General features: G+C 45.5%; 19 protein-coding genes. 11 read left to right on the top strand and 8 right to left on the bottom strand.

What is annotated here, in order from left to right; translation table 11 throughout:
• Nucleotides 1–119 precede the first annotated feature (119 nt).
• The 4 genes from tyrR (at nt 120) to A136_RS09780 (ending at nt 3,392) form a co-directional block, all read left to right on the top strand.
• The gene (tyrR, locus tag A136_RS09765) at nt 120–1,664 is read left to right on the top strand and encodes a transcriptional regulator TyrR (RefSeq protein WP_017060431.1); all 1,545 of its coding nucleotides are present in this window, start codon (nt 120–122) and stop codon (nt 1,662–1,664) included.
• A gap of 18 nt (nt 1,665–1,682) precedes the next feature.
• Entirely contained in the window at nt 1,683–2,270 is a 588-nt protein-coding gene (rimJ, locus tag A136_RS09770; RefSeq protein ID WP_017065430.1) for a ribosomal protein S5-alanine N-acetyltransferase, read from the top strand.
• A gap of 164 nt (nt 2,271–2,434) precedes the next feature.
• A complete protein-coding gene (locus A136_RS09775) occupies nt 2,435–2,908 on the top strand; it encodes a DUF2947 domain-containing protein (protein ID WP_017060433.1) in 474 nt (157 codons plus the stop codon).
• Nucleotides 2,909–3,176: 268 nt separating this feature from the next.
• On the top strand, nt 3,177–3,392 hold the full coding sequence (locus A136_RS09780; RefSeq protein ID WP_017065431.1) for a hypothetical protein: 216 nt from the start codon (nt 3,177–3,179) through the stop codon (nt 3,390–3,392).
• A 171-nt stretch (nt 3,393–3,563) separates the two neighbouring features.
• Here the strand turns inward: A136_RS09780 and A136_RS09785 are convergent, their stop codons facing one another.
• The 3 genes from A136_RS09785 to A136_RS09795 all read right to left on the bottom strand — a co-directional run bounded on the left by A136_RS09785 (nt 3,564) and on the right by A136_RS09795 (nt 9,148).
• On the bottom strand, nt 3,564–6,404 hold the full coding sequence (locus tag A136_RS09785; RefSeq protein WP_017065432.1) for an Hsp70 family protein: 2,841 nt from the start codon (nt 6,402–6,404) through the stop codon (nt 3,564–3,566).
• Nucleotides 6,405–6,557: 153 nt separating this feature from the next.
• Nucleotides 6,558–8,516, bottom strand: a complete 1,959-nt coding sequence (locus A136_RS09790; RefSeq protein ID WP_017065433.1) for an Hsp70 family protein — start codon at nt 8,514–8,516, stop codon at nt 6,558–6,560.
• Nucleotides 8,516–9,148 (bottom strand): DUF2760 domain-containing protein, encoded by a 633-nt coding sequence (locus A136_RS09795; protein WP_017060436.1) that lies wholly within the window; start codon nt 9,146–9,148, stop codon nt 8,516–8,518. Before A136_RS09795 ends, A136_RS09790 begins: the two co-directional genes overlap by 1 nt.
• A 348-nt stretch (nt 9,149–9,496) precedes the next feature.
• Here A136_RS09795 and A136_RS09800 point away from each other — a divergent pair, with 348 nt between their 5' ends.
• Both A136_RS09800 and A136_RS09805 read left to right on the top strand, forming a co-directional pair.
• Nucleotides 9,497–11,035 carry a sensor domain-containing diguanylate cyclase gene (locus A136_RS09800; protein WP_017065434.1) on the top strand — a complete coding sequence of 513 codons (1,539 nt, stop codon included), beginning with the start codon at nt 9,497–9,499 and terminating at the stop codon, nt 11,033–11,035.
• 87 nt (nt 11,036–11,122) lie between these two features.
• Entirely contained in the window at nt 11,123–11,653 is a 531-nt protein-coding gene (locus A136_RS09805) for a 3'-5' exonuclease (protein WP_029235307.1), read from the top strand.
• A gap of 122 nt (nt 11,654–11,775) precedes the next feature.
• Here the strand turns inward: A136_RS09805 and A136_RS09810 are convergent, their stop codons facing one another.
• The 3 genes from A136_RS09810 to A136_RS09820 form a co-directional block, all read right to left on the bottom strand.
• Nucleotides 11,776–12,225, bottom strand: a complete 450-nt coding sequence (locus A136_RS09810) for a TerB family tellurite resistance protein (protein WP_017065436.1) — start codon at nt 12,223–12,225, stop codon at nt 11,776–11,778.
• Nucleotides 12,226–12,378: 153 nt separating this feature from the next.
• Nucleotides 12,379–14,406, bottom strand: a complete 2,028-nt coding sequence (locus A136_RS09815) for a hypothetical protein (RefSeq protein ID WP_017065437.1) — start codon at nt 14,404–14,406, stop codon at nt 12,379–12,381.
• Between the two features lie 101 nt (nt 14,407–14,507).
• Nucleotides 14,508–14,960, bottom strand: coding sequence for a hypothetical protein (locus A136_RS09820; RefSeq protein WP_102428589.1), 453 nt, complete (start codon nt 14,958–14,960; stop codon nt 14,508–14,510).
• An 81-nt stretch (nt 14,961–15,041) separates the two neighbouring features.
• On the opposite strand from A136_RS09820, the gene A136_RS09825 reads away from it, so the two are divergent.
• From A136_RS09825 to A136_RS09835, 3 genes are all read left to right on the top strand, one after another.
• The gene (locus A136_RS09825; protein ID WP_017060442.1) at nt 15,042–16,370 is read left to right on the top strand and encodes a MipA/OmpV family protein; all 1,329 of its coding nucleotides are present in this window, start codon (nt 15,042–15,044) and stop codon (nt 16,368–16,370) included.
• Nucleotides 16,371–16,568: 198 nt separating this feature from the next.
• Nucleotides 16,569–20,612: an ATP-dependent RNA helicase HrpA gene (gene hrpA / locus A136_RS09830; protein WP_017065439.1), complete on the top strand. Its 4,044-nt coding sequence runs from the start codon at nt 16,569–16,571 to the stop codon at nt 20,610–20,612.
• 143 nt (nt 20,613–20,755) lie between these two features.
• Nucleotides 20,756–21,250 (top strand): outer membrane beta-barrel protein, encoded by a 495-nt coding sequence (locus A136_RS09835; RefSeq protein ID WP_017065440.1) that lies wholly within the window; start codon nt 20,756–20,758, stop codon nt 21,248–21,250.
• A 155-nt stretch (nt 21,251–21,405) separates the two neighbouring features.
• Here A136_RS09835 and A136_RS09840 read toward each other — a convergent pair whose 3' ends face one another.
• Both A136_RS09840 and A136_RS09845 read right to left on the bottom strand, forming a co-directional pair.
• Nucleotides 21,406–22,188, bottom strand: a complete 783-nt coding sequence (locus A136_RS09840) for a hypothetical protein (RefSeq protein WP_017065441.1) — start codon at nt 22,186–22,188, stop codon at nt 21,406–21,408.
• On the bottom strand, nt 22,109–22,894 hold the full coding sequence (locus tag A136_RS09845) for a hypothetical protein (RefSeq protein ID WP_017065442.1): 786 nt from the start codon (nt 22,892–22,894) through the stop codon (nt 22,109–22,111). The genes A136_RS09840 and A136_RS09845 overlap by 80 nt, the downstream gene beginning before the upstream one ends.
• Nucleotides 22,895–23,448: 554 nt before the next feature.
• On the opposite strand from A136_RS09845, the gene A136_RS09850 reads away from it, so the two are divergent.
• Together A136_RS09850 and A136_RS09855 are read left to right on the top strand one after the other, a co-directional pair.
• On the top strand, nt 23,449–24,234 hold the full coding sequence (locus A136_RS09850) for a TetR/AcrR family transcriptional regulator (RefSeq protein WP_004741595.1): 786 nt from the start codon (nt 23,449–23,451) through the stop codon (nt 24,232–24,234).
• Nucleotides 24,235–24,405: 171 nt separating this feature from the next.
• Nucleotides 24,406–26,868, top strand: a complete 2,463-nt coding sequence (locus A136_RS09855; RefSeq protein WP_241846869.1) for an efflux RND transporter permease subunit — start codon at nt 24,406–24,408, stop codon at nt 26,866–26,868.
• The last annotated feature ends 11 nt before the right edge of the window (nt 26,869–26,879 follow it).

The raw sequence follows: 26,879 nt of genomic DNA on the forward strand, positions 1-26,879 counted from the left end.
TTTGAAGCTCAATAGTTTGAGAAGAAGAGTAAACATATGTTTACTCTTCTTCTTGACTGAACTCAGAGCTTAATCCACACTACTGTCAACTTATCCTGACACCTATAATAGGACTATTTGTGCGTCTTGAAGTATTGTGTGAAGACAGACTCGGCTTAACGCGTGAGTTGCTCGATATCTTGGCCTCAAAAAGCATTGATTTAAGAGGAATCGAAATTGATGTTAAAGGTATTATTTATCTAAACTGCCCTGATATTGATTTTGATGCTTTTAGTGAACTTATGGCTGAAATTCGCCGAATTTCAGGTGTGAAGGATGTACGTAAAATCCAATTTATGCCAAGCGAAAGGCATAACACAGAGCTGATTGCTCTGCTGGCAAACCTACCTGATCCTGTTATTGCGATTGACCTTAAAGGCTCAGTCGATATGGCTAACCACGCCGCATTGAGCCTCTTCAACAAACAAGAAGATGAAGTCATCGGTGAACCGCTCGCGACGTTTGTTCCTAGTTTTAACTTTGCTCGTTGGATCGAAGGCGATGTAACGCGCCATCGTGAAGTTGTCGTGTTGGATGGCTTAGATTTCTCTATTGAGATCCTGCCGATTTACCTTGGTGGTGATGTCAACGAAGCGGTACTGGCAAGCGCAGTAATGACGATTCGTTCTTGTAATCAAGAGATGAACTCGCCAGATTCAATCCCAGAACAGAACAACCTGGGTTTTGAACACTTTGTTGGTGTCTCTAATCGCCATAAAGCCTTGATCAGCCAAGCTAAGAAATTGGCTATGCTGGATCAGCCTCTATTAATTGAAGGCGATACAGGTACGGGTAAAGAGATGCTGGCGAAAGCGTGTCATAACCGTTCAAATCGATCGTCTTTCCCATTCTTGATTCTAAGCTGTGCATCGATGCCTGATGACGTAGCGGAAACGGAATTGTTTGGTCATGCGCCGGGTTCATTCAACCATGAGCAAGGTCATAAAGGCATTTTCGAGCAAGCGAATGGCGGTACGGTATTTTTAGATGAAATTGGCGAGATGAGCCCGCATCTTCAAATCAAGCTGCTGCGTTTCCTACAAGATGGTTCATTCCGTCGTGTTGGTGAAGAAGAAGAGATGCACGCGGATGTTCGTATTATTGCATCAACGCGCCACCGTCTTTCTGAATTAGCCGACTCGGGTTCGTTCCGTGAAGATTTGTTTTACCGCTTGAATGTACTGACTCTGTCTATCCCTGCATTGCGTGAACGCTCAAACGACGTAGCGCCACTGTTGGAACTGTTCGTTGCAAAGTACGCGCAGCAGTTAGGTATGTTAAAACCAAAACTGACTCAAGAGCTGATCGACCAGCTTGGTAATTACCAATGGCCGGGCAACATTCGCCAGTTAGACAACATGGTTCTACGTGCACTAACAGAGCTAGATTCAGACACACTAACGGTTGAGCAATTCCATTTGCCACAGCTTGAAACAATGACGGCTGGAATGGCGAACCTGAGCTTAGACGGCTCGCTCGATGAAATCATGAAAGACTATGAATCTCAGATTCTAGAGAAGCTTTATCAGTCTTTCCCATCAAGCCGTAAGCTAGCAAAACGTTTGAATGTATCTCATACCTCAATTGCGAATAAGCTTCGTGATTACGGTATCAGAAAGAACTGATCGAATAAGAACAAGATTATGGAAGATTTGAGTACACCAGAGCGCATTTATAAGCATGATGGTAATCTGATTCTACGCACGGCTGAAATCGATGATGCTGGCATGATCAGCGAGTACTTTCAGGTTAACAGAGAGTATCTGAAACCTTGGGAACCGATTCGCGAAGACGCGTTCTTTGATAGAGCGAGTTGGGCGCAGCGACTGATCAAGTTAAACGAGCTTCATAAAATGGGGCTAGGCTATTACTGTTTACTGATTAACGCTGACTCTAATGAAATGTTAGGCACCATATCGTTCAGTAATTTGTCTCGTTTCCCGTTCTACGCTTGTAATGTCGGTTACTCATTGGCGCAAAGTGCACAGGGCCACGGTTACATGCGCAGAGGTTTGAACATGGCCAAAGACTACATGTTTGATGTGCAGAACATGCACCGCTTAATGGCGGGCTACATGCCTCACAACGAACGCAGTGCTGGCGTATTAGAACATCTTGGTTTTGTCCGAGAAGGTTTTGCTAAAGACTACCTACAGATTAACGGTAAATGGGAAGACCATATACTGACAGCATTAGTTAACCCAAATTGGGAAGATAGACGCGTTATTTAGCGGCAATATTGCTAAGACGTAGTACTAGTTAAAGGCAAATAGCTTTTAAACGTAAACAAAATTTAGACGCAGCGTATATCAAGCTTTGCTAATCGCCGCTGCATCAAAAAGAACAGATAGGCATGGTAAATCCATCAGCCTGAGCAGATATTTGAGGAATTTTGATGTCATACACAACTTTGGACGAATACCAAAGAAAATGGATTTTCACACACCAGTCAATGCCGCTTCCGGCAGAGGACTTGGAAAAGATTAAGCCAATGACACAGGCGAGAGCATCTCAGTTCTGGAAAGAGAACGTGAGCCCTCAAAGCCCAGACGCAGAACGACTGAGCTCGCAAGACTGGCCAAGCAAAGCATCGAACTGGAATGAAGAGATCAGTTGGATGGCGCATTGGGAAGCGGATGAGCCTGAAATGCCAGAAGAGATTCTTAACTTTATTGATTGGCAAGATGACGTAACTGTTTATTTTTGTTACGAAAAGTACAATGTTCTTGAAACCAAATGGGCGATTTTCAAGAAGCATTGGAAGAACTTCTTGTTCTACGATGATGGCCCGATTCTAATCGGTCGTCGTCGTTCAGAAGCCCTTTGGTTTGCTACCAATGGCAAGGTGAAAATTGGTAACCGTGCTTAACCTCGGTGTGATTTAATCGAGCTAGTGCTGGTAATCCGAGCAACAGATAGATAAACAAAAAGCGAGCATCGAGCTCGCTTTTTTTGTGCCTAATGATCTTCGAAGATCATGGGGAAAGACCCACTATTTGAGCCCAACTAAAGGTGACCATATCCACTCATTTAAAGCGAGTGAATTACGAAATTGAGATCGCTATCTCATTGGGTTAGTTGAAGTTTAATGGGGTTGAGCTATCTTTATATTACTGCCTTAGTGGAGGTGAAGTATTATGATTTGGGATACTCTCGAACGTGTAAATAAACTTCGCAAGGAAGCAATGGAGGATCCAGAGTTTTTGGATTCAGCAAAAATGCATGAGGAATGGCTTTTAAGCGAAACTCATAATCAATCGAACAAAGGAGCAAAAGAGAATAAACCGAAAAAACTATCTGACATTTATGAAAATACGGATTTTCCTATCAACCCAACTGGAACCAAACATTAACAATGATGAACTGCAACACGGCTAAGGCTCTTAACCAAAAAGCTATAAGTCGATTACACATACCAGCCTTAAGCCACCAATAAAAAAGCCACTTTCAACGAATCGAAAGTGGCTTTTTCTTTTCTTGCTAGCTTCTTTACCATTAGCAACGAAAGCTAATCGTTTTCAAACCTAGTTATTGATTAGGCTTAATCCGCTTGGTAACGCATCACCAAACACACGCTTAGATTCACTCTCAGAAAGCTCAGTCACTTCACTCACTAGTGTTAACCATGAGTCAGGTACCTTGCTTTGCTTAAGCTTCTCAATAACTTGATTGCGATAGTCGTCAGAGATATCAAACTGACGGTCACCGGTTTTTCGACAAATCATCACCGCTGCAAAGGCAATCATCTGCTCTTTATGCCAGTTCTGCTCAAGTAGTTTCGGCAACCACTGTTCAGCTTGTTCTCTAGGAATCACGCTGTGTTGGCTACCATACAAAGGTGTTCTTGAAGCCAATCGACCCAGAGCCCACCAGTGCGCTTGTTCAAATTGGTTATGGTTGATCGCTTTGTTTAAGAACCAACTTGCCAGCAGAACTTTGTCTTCCACTTCAAGTTGCTCAAGTGATGCCGCTAAACGAACCATGGCTTCATAGCCATTGTCTTGTGCATCTTTGGCTGTCTTAGGGTTTTTCATTGCCCCTGGATGAAGGTATTTAGCGATGTCAGCCAAGATACTCTCTTGCTGCTCTTGGTTTAATCCACCGGCAACACGACGCCAGAATACCCACCAGTCCGTCCAACCTTGGTGGTTCTGGAATTGAATGTTTTGTTGGTAAAGGCCCCAAATTTGTTCGATACGCCATGAGTCAGTCGGATCGCCAAAGCCTGGACGCAGCGAGTAACCCGCCAAACGCAGCCAGTTCTTCTCGTGTGCTTCTGAACGACGGCGGCGTTTACGACCTAATGAGAAGGTATCAAATAGATGACGAAGGGTCGTGAAGTCCCATTCATCGCGTTTACCTAGTCGCTTCTCAAGATCTTTCGATAGTGTTTTGATCTCTTTCGATTCAGCACTCTTCTTGTTGCCGCTGTACAGGCGAGAAATCAACTCCTTACACTCTTCCAATCTTGGGTGAAGCGCGGAGGTATCAGATTCATCGCCTTGCTTGTTTCTTACTTCAAACTCAAGCAACCAACGCTTAGAGTCATCTTCTATACTCACACACTCCATTTTCAATGTGCCGACTTCGGTTAACTGACAAGCGAGCAGTACTTCAACACGCTCTTTTTGGTTGGCTTGAAGTTCTGCAGTACCTGAGCCTTCCAGCGTAGAAATATACGGTGGGAGAGGGGAGAACAAGTCGGCATCCACATTGACCATCACACCGTTTTGAATGGCGGTGTCATGAGCAATTTGATCGTGTGTTGAAGTCAGAAGATTAAATCGTACTGGCTCGCCTAAAGTCAGCGAGAAACGACGGCTGTTCAAGCGTATCTCTTGGCCTTCTTCGGTTCCTTTGGCAAGCAGACAAAGCGCTTTACCCATCTTGTTTTTCTCTTGCAGATGCAAGAAGTAAGAACGGGCAGCACCGCCACCGATTTTCAGCTGTGCACCGCGGCGTGCTTTACCAAAGGCAACCGCGCCAAGGGCAACAGACCAATCTGGATGAGGGTTATCAAGCACTGTGATAGGAGAACCGTTCCAGTTGCCCAGTAGCTGAGTAATTCGCTCTGTTACCAGTTCACTGTTAAACACACCACCATTGAGCAGCACGCCAACTGGAATTGCAGGTTTGGTATCATCAAACTCAACAGAGTCTGACTTTTCCAATGCGGCTTTAGATACTTGCTGATGTGTCGCTAGGAATTCGGCAACGTGCTTACTTACCGCAGGATCTGCTGCGTAGGGTAGGCCGAACTCTACCACCGCGCTGCGGCGTTTGTCGGGTACTTCCGTAAACTCAGAAAGCGGGAAGAAACCTTCCAGTGCAATCTGATGAACTTCTTGTTTGGTTAAACCAATACTCTTGGTACCGCCAAGTAGCTTTGAACCGCTGCCCAGCATGGTGATCTTCACATCGTCTGGCGCGTTAGCAGAAAGCAGGCTCTCTTTTGCGGCGCGAGTCTGTTGAATCAGTTTGGTTAGGCTCGAAGCATTCAGCTTTTTGTTTTGATTGAAGCGTTGCTCTGCAAGGTGGGCAAGGGCTAAATCTAGGTTATCACCACCGAGCATTAAGTGCTCGCCAACGCCGATACGGTCGAGTGCGAGTTCTTGGTCATCGCCATTGTTTGAGTTGAAGCTTGCTTCGATCAAACTTAAATCGGTGGTACCACCGCCGACATCACACACTAGAATCAGCGGGATCTGTTGAAGTTCATCGGCTGCGGTTTGTTGATGACGGGCATACCAGTCATAACAAACGGCTTGCGGCTCTTCGAGTAATAGAATCTTACCTAAGCCAGCAAGTACTGCCGCTTCGAGTGTTAGCTTGCGTGCTGTCTCATCGAAGGAAGCAGGAACGGTAACCACAACATCTTGGTCTTCAAGCTTGTTGCTCGGGTTACGGTAGTTCCATGCTTGGCGAATGTGGTTGAGGTAGCTTGCACTCGCCACAACTGGCGAGACTTTATCGACATCTGCTGCGCCTGCCCAAGGCAGAATGTCGGAGTTACGATCCACCGCTTGGTGTGACAGCCAACTCTTAGCACTCGATACTTGGCGGCCTTCAACCTTAGCGCCTAATTCACGTGCCCATTCACCGACGATAACGTTCTTAATATCGCCTTCAACGGGGCTTGGTTCCCACGGCATTGTCAGGTCAGAAGGGGATATTTGACCTTGTGCTGGGTGGTAACGAAAGGATGGGAGTAAGGGCTTGCGAACCACTTCACCGGGGCCGATGAGTTGGTCAATATCGAAAAGAGAAACGGGAGCATGTTGTAGGTCGTCGTTGATTTCACAGTAAGCGACAACCGTATTGGTTGTACCTAAGTCAATGCCGACTAAAAAACGAGGAGTTGCCATACAAAACCTTATTCTTCCAGAGTGATGACCAGTTTTTTGATAGCTTTGGTCTTATTGTTGTTATTCGTAAACGTCATTCCTGAGAAACAGGCAGGACTAGATTGAGAAATGCATTGATAAAGTAACGGCACCCGCTAAGGTGCCGTTGATTCATTATGCTTGTTCGTTTGAGTCGTTATTCGAGTCTTCACGAACATCGAACTCAACGTGCCACTTCTGACCGTTGTCAGTAGCAATCGCTTCTAGGTGTAAGGTGCCTAGCTCAGTAACGCGAGAAGCCAAAGTCACTGGAACCACTTCACCTTCGCGACGGCCTTCAGAAACCGGCAATGTCACTTGGATTTCAGGAAGCTCATCAAGCTCTTCAGGCGCCCAGTGATCAAGGTGCGTACCCGCTTCATCTTCACGACGAATGGTTGAACCGAAGAACTGGAAGTGTACTGGCTGACCAATCACTAGACCGAATTCTTGGCTAGGTACTTGTACGCTTGAACCTTCTTCCATACCAAATGGTGCAACACACAAAGCTTCCATCGGAGGAGCCATACCTGGGATAGCTGGCATCGCGCTTTCAATTCCTACGTAGTAAGAAGAAGCGATACCACCGCGGATACGAACGCCTTGGCCACGACGAACTGCGCCGTAGTATGAAGCGCCACTTGCAACCGCTAGGTCTAAATCTAAACCTGAAAGCTGTTTTGCGAACTCTTCGTCAGCATTGATCAACCATTCGTTGATCGTATCTGAAAGACGATCAGCAAGTAGGTTCGATTTTAGAACACCACCATTGAACAGGATTGCTGTTGGCTTGATGAAGTCTGCCGCTGGCGCTTCTGACCCTTGCGTACCGGGCATACCGGGCATGTTTGCAAACGGGTTGAAATCTTGCTGAGCCGTTTCGCTATTTCCAGAAAGCGCATTCGCTTGCTTAGAAAGGAATGCGGCAATGTGACGAGTAATACCTGCGTCTTGAGCGTAAGGCAGACCCATTTGAGTCAGTGCGCCACGCGTCTTTTGTACAGGGTGCTCAGTTACAGCAACTTTAGGGAAGAAGCCGTCCACTAATGTTTGTTGAACTTCTTGCTGAGTCAGTTCTGTTTTCAGTGTTGCGCCAAGCAGTTTAGAACCACGGCTTGGAACAACGATAGGAACAGATTGCAGTTCAGCATCGTTAAGCAGTGCTTCTTTCGCATCACGACATGCGTGAGTCATTGCTTGAACCTGCCAAGGAGCCAGTTCTTTGCCTTCTTGCGCCAGTTTCATCTTCAAGCGGTAAGCCAGTGCTAAGTCCATGTTGTCGCCGCCAAGTAGGATATGTTCACCTACTGCGATACGGTTCAGGCTTAGGTTGCCGTCATCTTGTGTTACTTCAACTAACGAAAGGTCGGTTGTACCACCACCGATATCGACAACAAGAACGATGTCACCAACGTTTACTTCATCACGCCATGTGTCGTTGCTGTTATCAATCCAGCTGTACAGAGCCGCTTGTGGCTCTTCAAGAAGCGTTAGGTGAGTGAAACCAACATTACGTGCAGCTTCTGCTGTTAGGTCACGAGCCGCAGGATCAAACGAAGCTGGAACCGTGATCGTTACATCTTGGTCTGCCAGTTTGTGTTCTGGGTTTGCGTGGTTCCATGCGTCTTTAAGATGCTCAAGGTACAATTCAGTTGTCTTAAGCGGAGATACTTTTTCAACTTCTTCAGGGCTGCCTGCAGGAAGGAAAGCATCGCGACGGTTAACACCACCGTGGCATAACCAAGATTTTGCACTTGCTACCAAACGGATAGGGGTTTTAGAACCAAGGTTACGAGCAATTGCACCCACTAGCGCTTTTGGCTCTGAAGACCAAGGAAGAACGCGAGAGCCCGCATTCATTTCATGTTCGTGCGGTTGGTATAGGAACGAGCCAAGTTGGCTGCGAGTTTCTACTGTACCTGGCGCCGTCAGTTGAGGGATTTGCATCACCTCAACGCGAGCGTCTTCATTGCTTGTGTCGATGTAAGACAAAACGCAATGTGTAGTACCTAAATCGATACCAACACTGAACTTGGGTGCCTGGTTTTGCTCTTGAGAAGATGGCTCTTGAGCTGAATGACTTTGGTGTTCCATTATAGCTCCACCTCTGCCGGTGCAATTACAGATGCATCGTAGTTTTCAGCAAGCTTAGGCAGGTTCATGTCAGTTGCTTTCCAACCTTTGTGAACTAGTGTGCCGTTGAATGGTGCATTGCCCGTTACGTTGCCAGTTAGGCGAATTTCTTGAGGGTTGAAACCTTCAGCGATAGTGATACGTGTTTCTTCATCTTCAGTGCGGATGTGAGACAGCGTTACGTAATCAGCCAATACTTTTTGACCGCCAGTGTGAATAACACGAGCTGCTGCGCCAACTTCTTCATCAGAGAATGACGTTAGGTCTTCTTTTAAGAAGTCGATAAGGCGCGCTTCTTGCTGCATGATAGACAGTAGCTGCATTGCTGAATCAGTAGGTGCTGTAGCAAGCTTAGATTCAACTTCTACTACTTTTTCGATCACACGTTCAACTTCTACTACTTTCTCTACTTCGACAATTTTCTCAACTGGCTTTTCAACTTCAACGACCTTTTCTACTGGTTTTTCTACGACTTTCTCAACCACTTTGGTTTTACGAGAAACGGCAATTAACAGTAGTAAAACGCTTGATGCAGTTAGGCCTGCGTGAAGCATATCAAACGTTTGTGGGATTAGGTTCAAATCAACGATCATAGTGATTTCTCTTTAAAATTGATTTAACGGTATATTCGTCGGTTCAAAGGAATATACAGGTTGGAAAGAAACTCATTGGCACTAAGCCGAAACGGTCACTTTCAAGCTATAAATATGGATGGATACTAGCATATTCAAGGCTTAAGAGTGGTATTTAATGTTTTTAATCAAGTGGGTTTTTGGTGTGTTAGCTTGAAATTTAGTCGAGATTCGGTCGAATATTGGTCGTCGATGTGAGGGCAAGGTAAACAATGCCCGTTTTATGTCAGTTTTAAGACTAAACAGAAATGGAGCATGATTCCCTTCCGTTATATACTTTTAACTCATTAGAGACTATTTGGAAGCCACATGCCGCACACTACCGACCCGCTTACAGGGTTGAAGAGACGAACTCTCCCATTGGTCGTATTTTTGGTCAGTTTTTTGATTACTGTGTTGTGTTTTATATTGGTCGCGTTAAACCAAAACCGCGCGTTAAATATGAATCTGGATAGCTTTGCTACTCACCAGACACTGAGTTTGGAAGCGTTTATCGCTAATGACGTGGCTTACATTGGTTCTGGTGCTAATTTTTTCTACGCAAACGACCCTGAAAACTGGGATAAGTTTGATCGTTTTGCACAACAAACGATTAATGTTTCAAAAAGTCTAATTGGCTTGCAGTGGATGCAAAAAGTGGCAGCAGACGATATTGCCGAGCATACCGCTAAGATGAAAGAAAAACACCCGTCTTACGAACTGTTCACTATTCCAAAACACGAAGCCAAAGTCTTTGGTTACATCTTAGATGGTGAGCCGGCATTCATTGCTAGTGACCTGTATCCCAACACACAAGCAAACGACAACGTCCTTGGCTTTTACTCTTCTCGTGAGCGCTTCAAGCTGGTTTTAGATAATATTAAACAGACACGTAAAGCGAATATTTCAGACAAAGTTCGCTTACTTCAAGACGGCTTAGATCAAAATACACCAAAGACCGGCATGTTGGTTTATCACCCAGTGTTTGAAGGCGAAAGCGATAATCTACTTGGCGTTGTGATTGGTGTGGTTCGCACGACTTATTACTTTGAAAATCTACTGGCTTCGGCAGTCGGCGACATGGATGTCTATATTCGTGTTACCGATACGGGTTTCGAAGCAGAAGACTCCCCAATATTGTTTGAAACCGAGGGTTATGAAGCGGTATCTGGGCACCACATTACCAAAACAATCTCACTGACCAATCGAGATTGGAAGGTCGATTACAAAATAGATTCATGCATCTCTTTCTATGGTTATCTGGTGTTAACCGGAATCGCGTTAGTCGGAACAACTATCTCATTGCTGTTGGCGTATATCGTTAATATGCAAATCCGAGAGAAAGAGCGCTTGTATCAAATGCTTGATAAAAGAACAGAAGAGCTTCGTTTTCTAGCCAACCACGACAGTCTTACGGAAGTTTATAACCGACGTGCTTTCAATAAGATGTTAGATAAAGCGATACAGCGAAATGAACCCTTTAGTCTCATCGGATTTGATGTCGACAAGTTCAAAGGCATTAACGACCAATTCGGTCACCCTGCAGGGGATGCTTTACTCATTCATGTAATTAAATTGATTTCAGTGAGCTTGAAAGAGGGGGATAACCTGTTTCGTATAGGTGGAGATGAGTTCTGTATCATTTCTAGTATTACAAACCATGAAGCCCTAGAACGATACTTACGATGTATTCTAAGAACAGTGAGCCAGTCTCATTGTGAGCACAAAGGTCGACAGCTCAGTTGTACTTTGAGTATTGGTGCTGCTATTTACGCTAATGAAAACACGGAAGAGATTCTGCAAAAAACAGACAGTATGCTCTATCAAAGTAAGTCGAATGGCCGAAATCGAGTGACAATTGCAGGCTAAATGAGCACTTGATACAACTAGGGTCGAGTTCTGTATTGGGCTCATGTACAATTTCACAAAATTTTTGACGAGAGAATTAGGCGACGTATGAATCACAATCGAGTTGTGTGTTTCGATTTGGAAATGTGCTGTTGGAGCGAAGACGGTATGGGAACAACAGGAGAGATCATTGAAGTTGGTCTTGCTGAGATTGATCTAGCATCCGGTACTATCGTGAAGCGAGCACAATACTACGTTAAGCCAGAGAAAGACGAAGTCTCTCTATTCTGTGCCGAGTTAACGGGCATTACACCTCGTAAAATCGAAAAGCAGGGTCGCCCATTAGAGTCTGTCATCAAGTCGATGATTAAGAACTTTGGTGGTCCCAAAAAAATCTACGCAGCGTGGGGACGTGACGACCTTATCTTACACAAAGAGTGTATTGAAAAAGGCATCGAGCCTCCGTTTAGCGAGTTCTTAAACATCGCAACGCTTTACCGTGTTCAGAATCGCTTGAAAGACAAACGCATTGGTCACCGCGCTGCTCAAGAAGCCAAAAATATTGAGTGGGAAGGTCGTCAGCACTCGGGTTATGTCGATGCTTACAATCTTGCGAAACTCACATTAACTATGTTGTAGCTAAATTTTTAGCTCCTCTCAGCCCTGTTTAGTCAGCTTTCAGTTTACCGATTCAAAAAAGCGACCGGTTTCTTAACCCGTCGCTTTTATTTATTTCAGTTTCCAATTCATTATTTCAGGCACTAATTTTCGCCTAAAACACTTAACTTACTCTTGATGAAGTCACAGTGGTCGACGTAGAGCAGTTCTGCTGTTTTACGGATCACAGAATCTTCGATAGGGTCAATTTCCCCGTCGGCATGCGCTACTTCCCACATCGCTTTGATTACGTCGATTCGCACTGGCTGAGATAGGTCTCTGAGTTGCGATGTAAAGTCATACAGCGATACTGATAGCTCTACTTTCGGCTCTGCTTGCGCGAGCAGTACCTTTGCTTGTTCTTCATCTAAATCCAGCAAACGCTGCAGAAGCTGTAGCTTAGCGACTCTTTCTGATTCATTGATCTGATGGTCGGCACCCGCGACTTCACACAACAAACTCGCGATGGCGATATTAGGTGATGTGCCTTGGTTTTTGCTTAGGTCCTGGCCTTCAATCAATTGTTTAAACATTGATGTGAGAGAATTGAACATAACGAGCTCCAGTTAAAATTTGTATCGAGTTCCGTAACGCTGATAGCTATCAACTATAAACATAACCATAACTATTGGGTCTACAGAGTGTGATCGCAAGCGTCTTTACTAAAAACTGACATTACGGATACGCGAGCGATAAGGAGCATTTTATCAATCGGGCTCTGGGAAACGGGTAATTTTACCGTCGCCACTGAGTGTCGTGATCGATTGCGGTTTCCCATCAGTGTCTAGCCTCAATTCTCCAATCGCACTGCGGTTTGAAAGGCGATAGAAGGTCTGATTGTCAGGGCTTCGCTTTTCGATCTTCAAGCGTTTACGCTTAGTGAAGTAGTTCAAAACTGAGCGAGGGCTGTATAACAGGCGGTCCCATACATCGCAGAATTTAAGCAGCGGAGCAGGGAACTGATTTTTAATACCACTGCAGGTGATTTGATAGATGTTCGGGCTGTTGCGACGATACCTAAGCTTGATGTCATAAGCGAAGGAGTAGTGAACATCGCCAGAAAGTACCACGAAGTTGGTCGGTGTTTTGGTATGGGTAAAGATGCTAATCAGCGTATTAGCACTGCCCGGATGTGCCATCCAGTTTTCAGCGTCAATCACTAATGGCTTGCCGATTGTGGTCGCCATCTTTTGCAGTGTTTCAATAAACTTCACGCCAAACATCGGTGCAGCAGAAACGATCACCACTTTATCTTGATTCATTAACTGATGTTGAAACTCAATCAAGGCTTCCCAGTCCATTAAACCTGAAGGCTTGTTCATGCGTGACTCTGAACGCCAACGACGCGTACGAGTATCCAACACAATGACTTTGGGTGAGGTATCTATTGTGTAATGCCACTCTTCAAAGCGGCTCAGCATCTCAATAAAGGCTTGATGCTTGTCTGGCTCGATGTTGCCAATAGAGTGAGTAGTCGCTGCATTGCCGGCTTCATTATGAGTTTGTTTACTAATGCGCGGTTGTTTAGTAATGAGCGGTTGAGCGACAAAAAGCTGTTTTGCTTGCTCGATAAACGTTTCATCGAAGCTCTCCGGTTTGTTACCCCAACCTTGACACATCCAGTAAGCCGCAAGGCCGTTACCAATGACTTGGGTCGCGAACTGGTTTTGGTCGACGGCATGCTCCCAACCCACGGTAAGGTTCCAATCATCCGTCACATCGTGATCATCGAAGATCATGTACGTTGGAATATGCGCGAACAGACGTTGCACTTGCGGTAAGCCAGCAATGAAATCATCCATGATGACGCTTTCATCACGCCATTGTTGCTGCTCAGTCGGTGTTAATTGGCGTCCACCTTGAGTGAAGTTATTCTCAATTAAACGCTCTCGATTGACGCATTGCCACAGTGTCGGAGACCAAACCAATAAGTACATCGCGATAAACTCAGACAGCGTGACCAAGTGGTTTTCACAATCGGTAGAGCTGAAAATCGGCACGCCACGATTCGGGAATAACTTATCGAGCATGGATTCTGAAGCTGTGTGGTGCGGCAAATAGTGATGACGCTGGTATAAGTGGTATTCACTGTTATACAGAGCGTCACTGTTGTTGATTTGTTTAATTTGCGAGTCAGTCGGTAAGCTTTCGCCTACAAGGCCAAGCAGGTGAATCACTTGTTGAATAGCATCAAGTGTTGGGCCTGCCACATGGTCGGCGTAGATCTGATCGCCGCTCATCATCAGCATGTCGGGTCTTTCAGCGACGGTTTGATCGGCCATCTTGTTATCGGCTGCAACTAGGCTGTCTTTACTTGGATGATGCGGGTTGCGGCAAGAGCCATGAAGAATGTAATCAGCAGAGGTCGATATCTTAAACTCAACGCGAGATTTACCGTTGTAAACAAGGTGAGGGGCGAGCTCTTTTAGTGAACCTGACTCTGTGTGAATATCATATTCAAGCCGCGTATTAGTCGGAAACTCACCTTGTAAGCGAATTAGCGTTATCCACGCATGTGTACCGATTTGAATCGAATCATGTTCTTCAAGCGATGAGGTATAAAACGGCTGGTCTTGTGCTGCTTCAGAATCGTCTATTTCTTGAGTATGAAGCTCGGCTCTGCCTGTAAGAGGCGAGCTGGTGGCTAACCAAAGTACTACTTCAGTCGCGGTGGTTTTTCTTAAAATGGGTCCGGCGAGTAACAGGGGAAGAGATGATGTCGTAGAGGGTTTCAATACGGTACCTAAAATCGTTGGTGGCTAGTCGTCGTGGTGTTCTTTTGTTTCGAGCTTGTTCGTGTCTGGCTTTGTGGTTCCAAGCGTTGATGCTTCAAATTCTACTGAGTCAGATTCTGTTGATTATGCTCTGCAATCTCAGGCTCTGTCGTTTCAGATTCTGTTGATTCAAGAACTTCGATAACTTCTGAGCTAGAAAGTTCATGGCCCATTAGAAATATTGCCAATAGGGCATCGGCTTTGGTCTTGGTATCGGAAGGCTCGTCTAATAACAGTTCGAGCTTTTCTCGAATCATAGCAATCTCGTGCTCAACAAAGCCACGGCCTTCTTCATCCCCTTGATTGTCTTCAGGGGCATTATCGAATTCAAGAAATAGCATGTCACCGTCTAGGTTGGTATCCACCAAACGCTCAGGCAACCACGCCTCACCCATAACAATATCTGGATCGGAATCTTTGGGTAAGTGATCTATAATGTTTTGTAATTCGGAGACTTTCACAATACTTTCATTTAACCGAGAATATTCTACATTGTAACGGTCAATGCCGAGCAAACCTAAAAATAGTTAGCCGTCATGGTTAATAAATGTCTAATCAGTAAAACAATATTTTTTTCAAAGAGTAATTACACAAGAATGAAGCTCAAATATTTACCGACTCTTCCTTCATCTGGATTGGTTTTACTAGGTAGCGCTTTCCTAAGTGGCATTTTCGTAAGTGCTAATGCGTGGGCCGCTGAAGAGCAAGAGTGGGGCATCGCTGCAATGTTCCGTACAGCAAGCATCCCTTATGACACGTCTGGTGGCGACCAATCGGTTAGCTCATTCGTACCGATGCTGTTTTTCAAGAACGATTATGTGTTTATTGACGGTACTGAGATGGGGGTATACCTCTATCAAACTGACGATGAGAAGTGGTCTTTCAATGCTATCTCTCGCATGCGCTTTATTGATATTCCTGCATCTGAGCAGAACGCGATTGAAGGCGATACGGCGGACTTTGGTGCTCAACTGACCTACCAACTTGATGATTCTTGGTCTGTCGAGACGGAGTTAATGAGCGACAGTGAATACAACTTCCACGGTAACTTACGAGCTAAAGCCAAGTATGAAACTGGAGATTGGGAGTTTTACCCGAGCGCGACGCTGCGTTATAAAAGTGCTGATTTCAACAGTGAGTATTACTCCGCATCTAATGAAACCATTGGTGCTGGTGTTGACTTAAATGTTGGTGTTGAAACGCGTTACCATGTGGTTTCTAACTTGTACTTATTGGGTTCAACCAGTGTGACTCGATTGGACGATAACGCTTACGATTCTTCGATTGTTGAAGACCGTTATCAGGGGGAATTGTACCTTGGCTTTGGTTTCTTTAACGACAAAGAGAAAGCGCCAAAACCTAAACTGAGCAATGCGCCTTACTTACGTGTCGCACACGGCTGGGGAACGCCATCCAATATTGGCGACATCATGAAGTTCAATAGAGAAAAAGACGAATACAACAACCAGTTGACCTCGTTCTTCTATGGACACCCGTTAACCGATGAGATCTTCGGTTTGCCACTGGATATCTATTTAACCCCAGGTATTGCGCACCACTGGAGTTCAGACGTTCAATCGAGCAGCACCGAATACATTATCGCAATCAAGGCGTACTACACCTTTGATTGGCCAACTCAGTGGCGTGTTGGTGTGGCAGAAGGTATGTCTTACATCGATTCGATTACCTATATCGAAGGCTCTGAGATGGACCGTAAAGGTTACACCGCAAGCCATCTATTGAACTACTTAGACTTCTCATTCGATGTCAACGTTGGCGACTTGATTGGTAAGAATGACTTGAACAACTTATGGTTCGGTTATTCATTGCATCACCGTTCTGCAATCTTTGAAAAATCCTCTCAGTATGGTCGTATCAAAGGCGGTAGTAACTACAACACGGTTTACTTCCAATATGAGTTTTAAGCGCAGTTTTTAACGTTAGCTTTAAACCAGAGTTGACTAAGTACGAATTACATTTGACCGCGCTTTCATAGCTCCTGCGAGTGTTAGCGAGGTTAATCAGCCTGATAGCTAAAGGTTTTCCCTTTGCTGTCAGGCTTTTTTGTTTGAGACTTGTGATATAATCGCGCGAGTTTAATAAGTACAAGAATAGGACACGCTTTGACTTCGTCTCCGGAAAAAGCAGATAACAACAAGAATGCAGCACAGCCAAGTTCTTCACAGAGCAAAGCGAAACCAAACCAAGCTGCATCGAAAAAATCTGCTGAACAATCAGCGACAAACAACAAATCATCTCAGAATAGCCCAGCCTCTCTTCGTAAAGCGCTCAACGAATGTATGATGCGCGATCGCTTCCGTTTGAGTAAGCGAATTGCTGGTGCGAGCAAAATTAAGAACGAACAAGCTAAGCACGCTGTCTTTGATGAGATTGCGTTAGACATTGCTAAGTCGATGATGACGGCAACTCAGCGTGCGGCACAGAAACCAACGATTGAATACCCAGAAATTCTCCCGGTTAGCCAAAAGCGCGAAGACATCGCGAAAGCCATCGCTGAAAACCAAGTGGTTATCGTGGCGGGTGAAACGGGTTCGGGTAAAACCACTCAGCTACCAAAAATCTGTTCTGAGCTTGGCCGCGGCCGCTTTGGCTTAATTGGTCACACTCAGCCCCGTCGTCTTGCGGCGCGTTCGGTTGCGAACCGTATTGCTGAAGAGATGGAAACACAGCTGGGTGAGTTCGTTGGTTATAAGGTTCGATTCAACGACCAGATTTCTGACAATACCCAAATCAAACTGATGACCGACGGTATTCTACTGGCGGAGATTCAACACGACCGTTTCTTAAATCAGTACGACACCATCATTATCGATGAAGCGCACGAACGTAGCCTGAACATCGATTTCATCATGGGTTACCTGAAAGAGTTACTGCCAAAGCGTCCTGATCTGAAAGTGATCATCACGTCGGCAACCATCGATCCAGAGCGTTTCTCTAAGCACTTTAACAATGCACCGATCATTGAAGTGTCTGGTCGTACTTACCCAGTTGATACGCGTTACCGCCCATTAGGTGGTGATGAAAGTGATTCAGACCGCGACCAAATCGAAGGCATCTTTGAAGCCGTTGATGAGCTGTGTGATGAAGGCCTTGGCGATATCTTGATCTTCATGAACGGTGAGCGAGAAATTCGTGATACCGCAGATGCATTAAGTAAACGCAACCTTCGTGATACCGAAATTGTCCCGCTTTACGCGCGTCTATCGGCGGGTGAGCAGAACCGTATCTTCCAGTCTCATACTGGTCGACGCATCGTTCTGGCAACCAACGTGGCAGAAACCTCGTTAACCGTTCCGGGCATCAAGTATGTTATCGACCCGGGTACGGCGCGTATTAGCCGCTACAGCTACCGAACTAAAGTACAACGCCTACCGATTGAACCAGTATCTCAAGCGAGTGCTAACCAGCGTAAAGGTCGTTGTGGTCGTGTTGCGGAAGGTATCTGTATTCGTCTGTACTCAGAGGAAGATTTCGAATCACGCCCAGAGTTTACTGACCCAGAGATTCTTCGTACTAACCTAGCATCGGTTATCCTTCAGATGACAGCGCTAGGCCTAGGCGATATTCAAGCGTTCCCATTTGTTGAAGCGCCCGATAAGCGCAACATTCAAGACGGTGTAAGGCTGCTTGAAGAGCTTGGTGCGATCGCCACCGTTGAACCGTCAGCGAACAAAAACAAGAACCACGGCGACGACAAGAAGAAGCTAACCGCGATTGGTCGTAAGCTGGCAAAACTGCCTATCGATCCACGTTTAGCGCGTATGGTAATTGAAGCGCCACGTAACCGATGCCTACACGAAGTGATGGTGATCGCGTCTGCGTTGTCGATTCAAGATCCGCGTGAGCGTCCATCAGATAAGCAACAATCGTCTGATGACAAGCACAAGCGTTTCTTCGATAAAGAGTCTGACTTCATCACGTTTGTGAACTTATGGGATTACATCAAGCAGCAGCAAAAAGCATTGTCGAGTAACCAGTTCCGCAAACAGTGTAAGCAAGATTACCTCAACTATTTACGTATCCGTGAATGGCAAGATGTGTACTTCCAAATTCACCAAGCAATGCGTGAACTGGATACTAAGTTGAATACAGAACCGGGCAGCTACGATGGCATTCACATGTCACTGCTATCAGGTCTGCTTTCGCACATCGGTATGAAAGATCAAGAGAAGAATGAGTATCAAGGTGCACGTAATGCACGCTTCCATATCTTCCCTGCGTCTGGCTTATTTAAGAAACAGCCTAAGTGGATCATGTCTGCGGAGCTGGTAGAAACCTCAAAACTTTGGGGGCGCGTTATCGCGAAGATTCAACCGGAATGGATTGAACCGCTAGCGAAACACCTGATTAAACGTAGTTACAGCGAACCACATTGGTCGAAGAAGCAAGCGGCAGTAATGGCACACGAAAAAGTGATGCTTTACGGAATCCCAATCATTCCAAAACGCTTAGTTAACTACGGTGCGATTGATGCCACTGTCAGCCGTGAATTGTTTGTACGCAGTGCATTGGTTGAAGGTGAGTGGGAAACCAAACATACGTTCTTCAAACAGAACCGCAAGCTCCTGCAAGAAGTGGAAGAGCTTGAGCATAAATCGCGTCGTCGCGACATCTTGATCGATGATGATGAACTGTTCGACTTCTATGATCAACGTGTTGGCGAAGAGGCAGTGTCAGGCCGTCATTTTGATACGTGGTGGAAGAAGACCAGTCAGAAAACTCCTGAGCTGCTTAACTTTGAAAAGTCGATGCTGTTCCGAGGCGATGCTAGCCACGTTACTGATTTGGATTATCCGAACTTCTGGCACCAAAACGGTATTAAGTTGAAACTGAGCTACCAATTTGAACCAGGTGACGACAACGATGGTGTAACGGTACACATTCCGCTGCCTATCTTGAACCAAATTGACCAAAACGGTTTTGATTGGCAGATCCCAGGCCTGCGTCAGGAACTGGTGATTAGCCTAATTAAGTCACTACCTAAAACGCTACGCCGTAACTTTGTACCTGCGCCAAACTACGCAGATGCATTCTTGGCACGTGTGACACCGCTTGAAGCACCGTTACTGGATTCTCTTGAGAAAGAGCTACGCCGCATGACGGGTGTGGAAGTGGTACGTGATGACTGGAAGTTAGACCAGATTCCAGAGCACTTAAAGGTAACATTCCGCGCTGTAGATCATCGCAAGCGTAAGCTGAAAGAACAGAAAGATCTGCATGAGTTGAAAGAGAGCCTGAAAGACAAGGTTCAAGAAACGCTTTCTAAAGTGGCAGACGACGATATCGAGCAGCAGAACCTGCACACGTGGAGCTTTGGTGAATTACCAAAAGTCTACCAACAGAAACGTGGTGGCTACGATGTTAAAGCCTTCCCTGCGCTGGTGGATACCAAAGACAGCGTAGAGATCAAACTGTTCGAAACCGAGCAAGAGCAAATCTCGGCAATGAAATCGGGTCAGCGTCGTTTAATCTTGTTGAACGTGCCATCACCGATCAAATACTTGCACTCGAACCTGCCGAACAAATCGAAACTTGGCTTGTACTTCAACCCATACGGACAGGTACTCGATCTTATCGATGACTGTATCGCTTGTGGTATTGATAAGCTGATTGAAGAGAAGGGCGGTTTGGTTTGGGAACCAGAGCAGTTTGAAGCTCTGAAAGAACACGTACGTGCAGAGCTGGGTGATACCGTAGTAGAGATTGCTCAACAGGTTGAAACCATCCTAACCACGGCATTCAGCATCAGTAAAAAGCTGAAAGGACGCGTGGATCTTTCTATGGCATTCGCACTTTCTGACATAAAAGCTCAAGTAGAAGGTTTGATTTTTAAGGGTTTTGCCACAGAATGTGGGTGGAAACGCTTGCCGGATATTCTACGCTATATGAGAGCGATTGAACGCCGCATGGAAAAACTGCCAATTGACCCGAACAAAGATCGTCTTCACATGATCAAAGTTGAGTCAGTAATGAATGATTACAAAGAACTGCTGAATAAAATTCCAAAAGGGATCGCGGTTCCAGAAAATGTAAAAGAGGTGCGTTGGATGATAGAAGAGCTTCGTGTAAGCTTCTTCGCACAGCAGCTCGGTACGCCTTACCCAGTATCAGATAAGCGTGTTAAAAACGCGATTGATGCTTGCTAAAGGAATAAAGCTAGACGCAATGGCAAGGTTTGGGTATAAATCTTGCTTATTGCATTACTAATTGAATAGTTATTACATACAGGGCGACTTGGTGGCAATTTATTACCACTCAAGGCCTGCCACTAGGACGAAAAAGGTCGAATATGAAAAAAACGTTATTGGCACTAGCACTACTAGGTGCATCTTCAACAGCAATGGCTGATTCTTGGTTGTACGGCGGTGTAATGGGTGGTCAAAACTCATTCGCTGGTGAAGATGAAAACGCGGTGGGCATCCACGTAGGTACAGGTATCCTTCCACTAATCGGTGTTGAAGCGGGTTACTGGGATCTAGGTTCTTTCGGCAGCGTTAATTACGGCAACCGCGATCTTAAGAATTTAGACGCAAGCACTGCTTACCTAGCGATTAAACCAAGCATCGATTTTGGTCCTCTTCACGTATACGCGAAGGGTGGTCTTCACTCTTACGAGCTTAAAGCTGATGGCTTCAAGCAAGACGATGTTGATATCATGTACGGTGTAGGCGCTGAATACTTCATCTTTGGTCCACTATCTGTAGGCGCTAGCTACCAAAACTTCAAAATGAAAGATGACGACTCTGGCGTATTCACGCTAAACGCAACTATCCACCTACTGTAATTACTTGCAGTCAGTGACAGACGTACCGTTGGTCACGGATATTTGTAGAGTTCGTAAGAATTCGTAAAAAATGCCAGCTTGATAGCTGGCATTTTTGTATCTGTTAACCGTGTAATCGCTACTCTGTTTTCTTATAACAGATAGCAAGCGGATGGTTATTTTTTACTGTTCAGAATACGCTGAATTCTTGGGTTAATCGCTTTACCGTGTTTACTTTCGTACTCTTCACGTTTTAAATCGTTCAGGTTCTTTACAGAGTTAGCGGCAAGAAGGAATTCTGGTAACTCAGTTTCAAGCATGCCTTTCTCATCTAAACGTTTTGCTTCCAAGTAGTACTTCTTAAACAGACCATCCAGCTTGTTTTCAGCCGTACGCTTCAAGTCATACAGTTTGTTCTGAATCAGCCATTTTTCAATTTTGTTGGCAGCGGTGCGAGACAACACACGGATACGGCTATCCAGCAACTCTTCTTCAGTTAAAGAATCTTTCAGGATCCACAGCTCACCCATTTGCGGCGGCCAGCTGTTGCCAAGCTGAATACGTTCGTGGCAGTGCATTAAAACGCGGTTAAGGCCGTCTGAATCAACAGAGTTGGCAAACTCAATGAACTTACCGCTTGGCTCACTACCGTACTGATATTCCCACTGCGTTTCGTACACGCTCAAGAAAGAGCCGAACACGTGAATACACCAATCGGTTAGTTCCAGCTCTGCAGGATCTTGATCAACAACAGGTACTTGTTGAGACGCACCAGAATCCGCAGCTTGTGCAGCCGCTACTTTCACTTCGGTACTTTGCGCTTCAATCACTTCAGGTACTAATGGACCTGTAGCGTCAGGTACAACAGGTTGAGCTAGCTCAGAAGGTTGGCTTTTTGCCTTTTTGAATGAGCTGCTGCCTGAAGCGTTCAGATGGGCTAAGCTTTTGTCTATACCCATTTCCTTGAGCTTGTCCTGCATTTCCTGAATATTGAGAGGTCTTCTGCTGTTGTTGTCTTTCATTTTGCTTCTCGTTAACTAGCCAGTACTGCAGCTTGGATTCAATCCGAGATAATGGCATTAATTCATTGGCTTTGGCTTTATACCAGAGGACAAATTTCTTCCATACTAAACTATGGTCACCGGTCAAACCGGAGAATTTAAACGCACGTTCTGCCCATGATGGTATCTCTTCTTCGTTGAGATCATGAGTAGAGACGGTGTTGCTGTTCATTGAGCCTCGACCTTGTGGGCGAGGGGCCTGCTGCATGTGTTGCATTGGTGCCGGAGCAGGCTGAAACTTAGGTGCAGGTGCAGGTGCAGGTGCAGGTGCAGGTGCAGTAGAGTAGACCCGAATACTATTGGTCGGTTGAACCTCAACGTGCGCCGTAGCTTGCTCTTGCTCAATGAGCATTTTGAAAACGTGAATCTCTTTCTTATCTCGATAGTCTACTTTCACCTTATCGAGGAAACCTTGGTCGACTAAACACTTAAGGCAGTCGGCTAAACCAAACGTAGAGAGAGCACAAAGTTGACCTGCTGTTTGTAGGCACACATTGGTGTAGCCGAATTCGTCAGCACCGTCTGCAAGCATCAATAAAACCAGCTTTTCTGCAGGGCTAGAAGTATTCACTTGCCAAGCTAAATAAGAATATTTGGCGCTCAATATCGTGTTCTCAAAAAAGGTAAGTCGTTGTCACTATTGTAAGTCACCCCTTACCGAATTTATAGCAACTTAACAGAAAACGACATTAGTAAGCCAAATATTGACCATAAGGAGAGGTCTGCCCCAAAAAGTAAGCCTACACTCATTCATTCTAGGTCAGAAGGTGGCTAAAGATGGGGTTTACGGCCGTCTTTTTCGGGTCTGATTCTGTACCAAGGCTCAAAATAACGTGGTCTATTAACGTAAAGAATGAGCTTCCAACCTTTAGTGTTGTCTTCATGAAAGCGTCTATCTTCTCTCTCTAGTGACTGTTGATGATTTCTTTATCTACTTATTGACATATTTATCCATCCATTCATAACTTGTATTTAATTTATAAAACACCTTGATATGATCAATATTTGCGCTATTATGACGATAAGTCAGAAATGACGAAGCGTCACAAAATGGTTAACTACATGAATTTACTATTCGTGTTAATATATTGGATAGGAGTGTTTTAAATACTGGCGAAGCTTAGATAACGGCTAAGCTCATATACGGACTAAAAAATTATGTTTGGCTTTGGTTGTAAAGGCGATAAACAAGGTATCTTTGGTTGCAAAGGCGTGTTGTCTAAAAAGCAGCAGTCTATTGCAGACCGAGAAGTAGAGTTGATGTTGTTAGCAAAAGATCTGGTTCGAGAACAAGGGTTCGGAAACCTCACGATGGACAAGCTAACGGCAGCGAGCTCTTATTCTAAAGGTACGATATACAATCACTTTTGCAGCAAAGAAGACGTCGTTTTAGCGTTATGTATTCACTCTCTCAAGACAGAAGCAATGATGTTTGCTCGCTCTGGAGAGTTTGAAGGCAACACACGTGAAAAGATCGTCGCATTGCACGTTGCTTACCGAATCTATGCTCGCATGGAACCGGTACTATCAACCTGTGCGATCATGGCTAAAAGCCCGTGGGTACTAGAGAAAGCGTCTAGTGCACGCGTCGCCGAGATGAATGAACTGGAAGAGTTGGTGATTGAACAATGCGACTCTATGGTTAACCAAGCGGTAGAAGCGGGTGACCTAAAGTTCTCTTCTGGCGTTGGCTCAGATGCCATCGTTTTTGCTAACTGGTCAATCGCATTTGGTTCAAATGCCTTGTCACAGAACGCATCAAACAGTCATTGTATTAAGCGGTTACAAGACCCGTATTCAGTATTACACAACGCGAACATGATTCTAGACGGCCTAAATTGGCAGCCCCTTTCTAGTGACTGGGATTACCGCAAAACTTGGCGTCGTGTAGAACAAGAACTGTTCAGTGAAGAGATCGCTTACTTAGAGTCTGTAGGTCGATAGCTTCCGTTAAACCCACACATGTGGGTTTATTAATAACCATTTTTGACGATTCGTCACAAACTTGAGACTGACCGACTGTGGTTGCTGTTTTCTTGAGTGTTTGACTAAGCATTGTGTCTTTTGTCAGCTTCGGCTGGCTTTTTATGACACAAATATGACGAATCGTCACAAATGGAGACTGTGATGAAACATGACAGCCAGAAGCCCACGTTCGATCAGCAAAACCGAGATAACCCTAATGCTGATAGCGCAAACACAGATCTAAACAGTTGGCACTCAATACCTACCAAGCGTTCGTTTATCGTTCTGCTGGTGGTGTTTTCAATCATCATTCTCTCTGCATTAGGGGCTAAGAACCTCTACTTTAGAGGGGACTACAACATCTTCTTCGAAGGCACCAACAAGCAGTTGATGGCGTTCGATGAAATCCAAACCATCTTTGCAAAAACCGACAACCTTGCGATTGTTGTCGCACCTGAAGATGGCAATGTCTTCACCCCTGAAACTCTCACCCTGATTCAAAATCTCACGGTTGATGCGTGGCAGATCCCGTATTCAAGCCGTGTCGATTCCCTTGCTAATTATCAGCACACCGAAGCCATTGAAGATGATCTTTTGGTAGAAGACTTGCTGTATGAAGAGTACGAACACACACCAGAACGCATCGCCAAAGTAAAACAGATCGCCCTTAACGAGCCGTTGCTTAAGAATGCCTTGGTGTCGGCCTCTGGCGATGTGACGATTGTGAACGTCACCGTGCAACTGCCAGAAGTGGACAAAACCGCAGAAGTGCAAGAGGTGATTGCGGCAATCAATACCATGATCGGCAAGTACCAAGCTCAGTATCCTAATGTCGAATTCCATAAAGCGGGCATCATAGCCATGAACAACGCGTTTATGACTTCGGCTCAAGAAGACAGCTCAACGCTCGTTCCCTTAATGCTGTTGGTGGTACTGGTGTTCCTGACCTTTATGCTGCGCTCGTTCTTTAGTGTGGTGGCGACGCTCATTGTGATCATCTCTTCGATTGTTGCCACCATGGGATTGTCTGGTTGGGCAGGGATGTTCTTGAGTACCGCAACCGTGAATGTGCCAACCTTGGTTTTAACTTTGGCGGTGGCTGATTGTGTTCACGTGATTGTGACCATGAGACAAGCGATGCAGCGCGGTATGGAGAAAGCACAAGCCATTCAATACAGCATCAAGCTCAATGCGATGCCGATTCTGATCACCTCGGTGACCACTGCGATTGGTTTCCTGATGATGAACATGTCGGACTCACCAGTGCTGCGTGATTTCGGTAACTTATCGGCACTGGGTGTACTTATTGCGTGCTTCTTGTCTGTGACTATGTTGCCAGCGTTGCTAAAACTGCTGCCAGTCAAACGTCTACCTGCCAACCCTAAGGCGGCAGACAAAGTCACCTTCATGGATAAGCTGGGCGATTTTGTCGTAACTAACCGTAAAGCACTGCTGCCGATTTCTACGCTAGTGATTGTTGGCGCTGCCGCGTTAATTCCGCTCAACAAAGTCAACGATGAATCGGTGAAGTATTTCGATACCTCAAGTGAATTCAGACAAGCGGCTGACTTCATGGAAGAGACCGTAAGCGGCATGACAACCCTCAGTATCGCAGTGAAAACTAACGAGTCTCAAGCGATTGCTGATCCTGTGTTCTTGCAAGCAATTGGTGACTTTACTAAGTGGCTACGCGTTCAACCAGAAACTGACCATGTGGCAACGCTTTCTGATGTTTATATGCGTTTGAACAAGAATATGCATGCCGACGACGACAGCTACTACAAGCTACCGCTGAACCGTGAACTTGCCGCGCAATATCTGCTGCTTTACGAAATGTCTCTGCCGTACGGCTTGGACTTGAACAACCAGATCAACGTCGATAAATCATCGATCAAAATGGTACTCACCGTCGATAACCTTGGCAGCGTTGAGCTAGTCGAACTCGAAGAGCGCATTTACTCATGGTTTGCAGCCAATGCACCGCAATATGAAGTGGTGGCTTCGAGCCCGTCACTGATGTTTGCTCATATTGGCGAAACCAACATGGCGAGCATGCTATCAACTTTGCCTATCACCCTAGTGCTTATCTCTGGCTTGATGATCTTTGCATTGCGCTCGGTTCGCTTAGGCATGATCAGCCTAGTGCCCAACATTGCGCCTGCGATCATTGGCTTTGGTTTATGGGCGCTTATCTCAGGTGAAATCAACCTCGGTTTGTCAGTCGTGGTCACGCTCACGTTGGGTATCGTGGTTGATGATGCGGTGCACTTCTTGAGTAAATACCAGCGCGCAAGAATCGAAGGGAAATCAGCAGAAGAAGCGGTTCGATACGCTTTCCACACCGTAGGTCGCGCTTTGTGGATCACCACTGTTGTGCTAGTGGCCGGTTTCTCTGTACTGGCGATGTCGAGCTTCAGACTCAACTCCGACATGGGCTTACTCAGCGCGATTGTGATTTTCATTGCGCTGGTGGTCGATTTCATCTTGCTACCAAGCTTACTGATGATCTTCGACAAACAGACCCACTATTCAGCTAAAACTCAGCACGAATCAAAGCCAGATACCAAGTCGCAGCCTAGATCGACAGCCGAACTGACTACTTCGACCAAATAAGGAAACGTCGG

It is taken from the genome of Vibrio crassostreae 9ZC13, from assembly GCF_000272045.2.
In the GTDB taxonomy this organism is placed as follows: domain Bacteria; phylum Pseudomonadota; class Gammaproteobacteria; order Enterobacterales; family Vibrionaceae; genus Vibrio; species Vibrio crassostreae_C.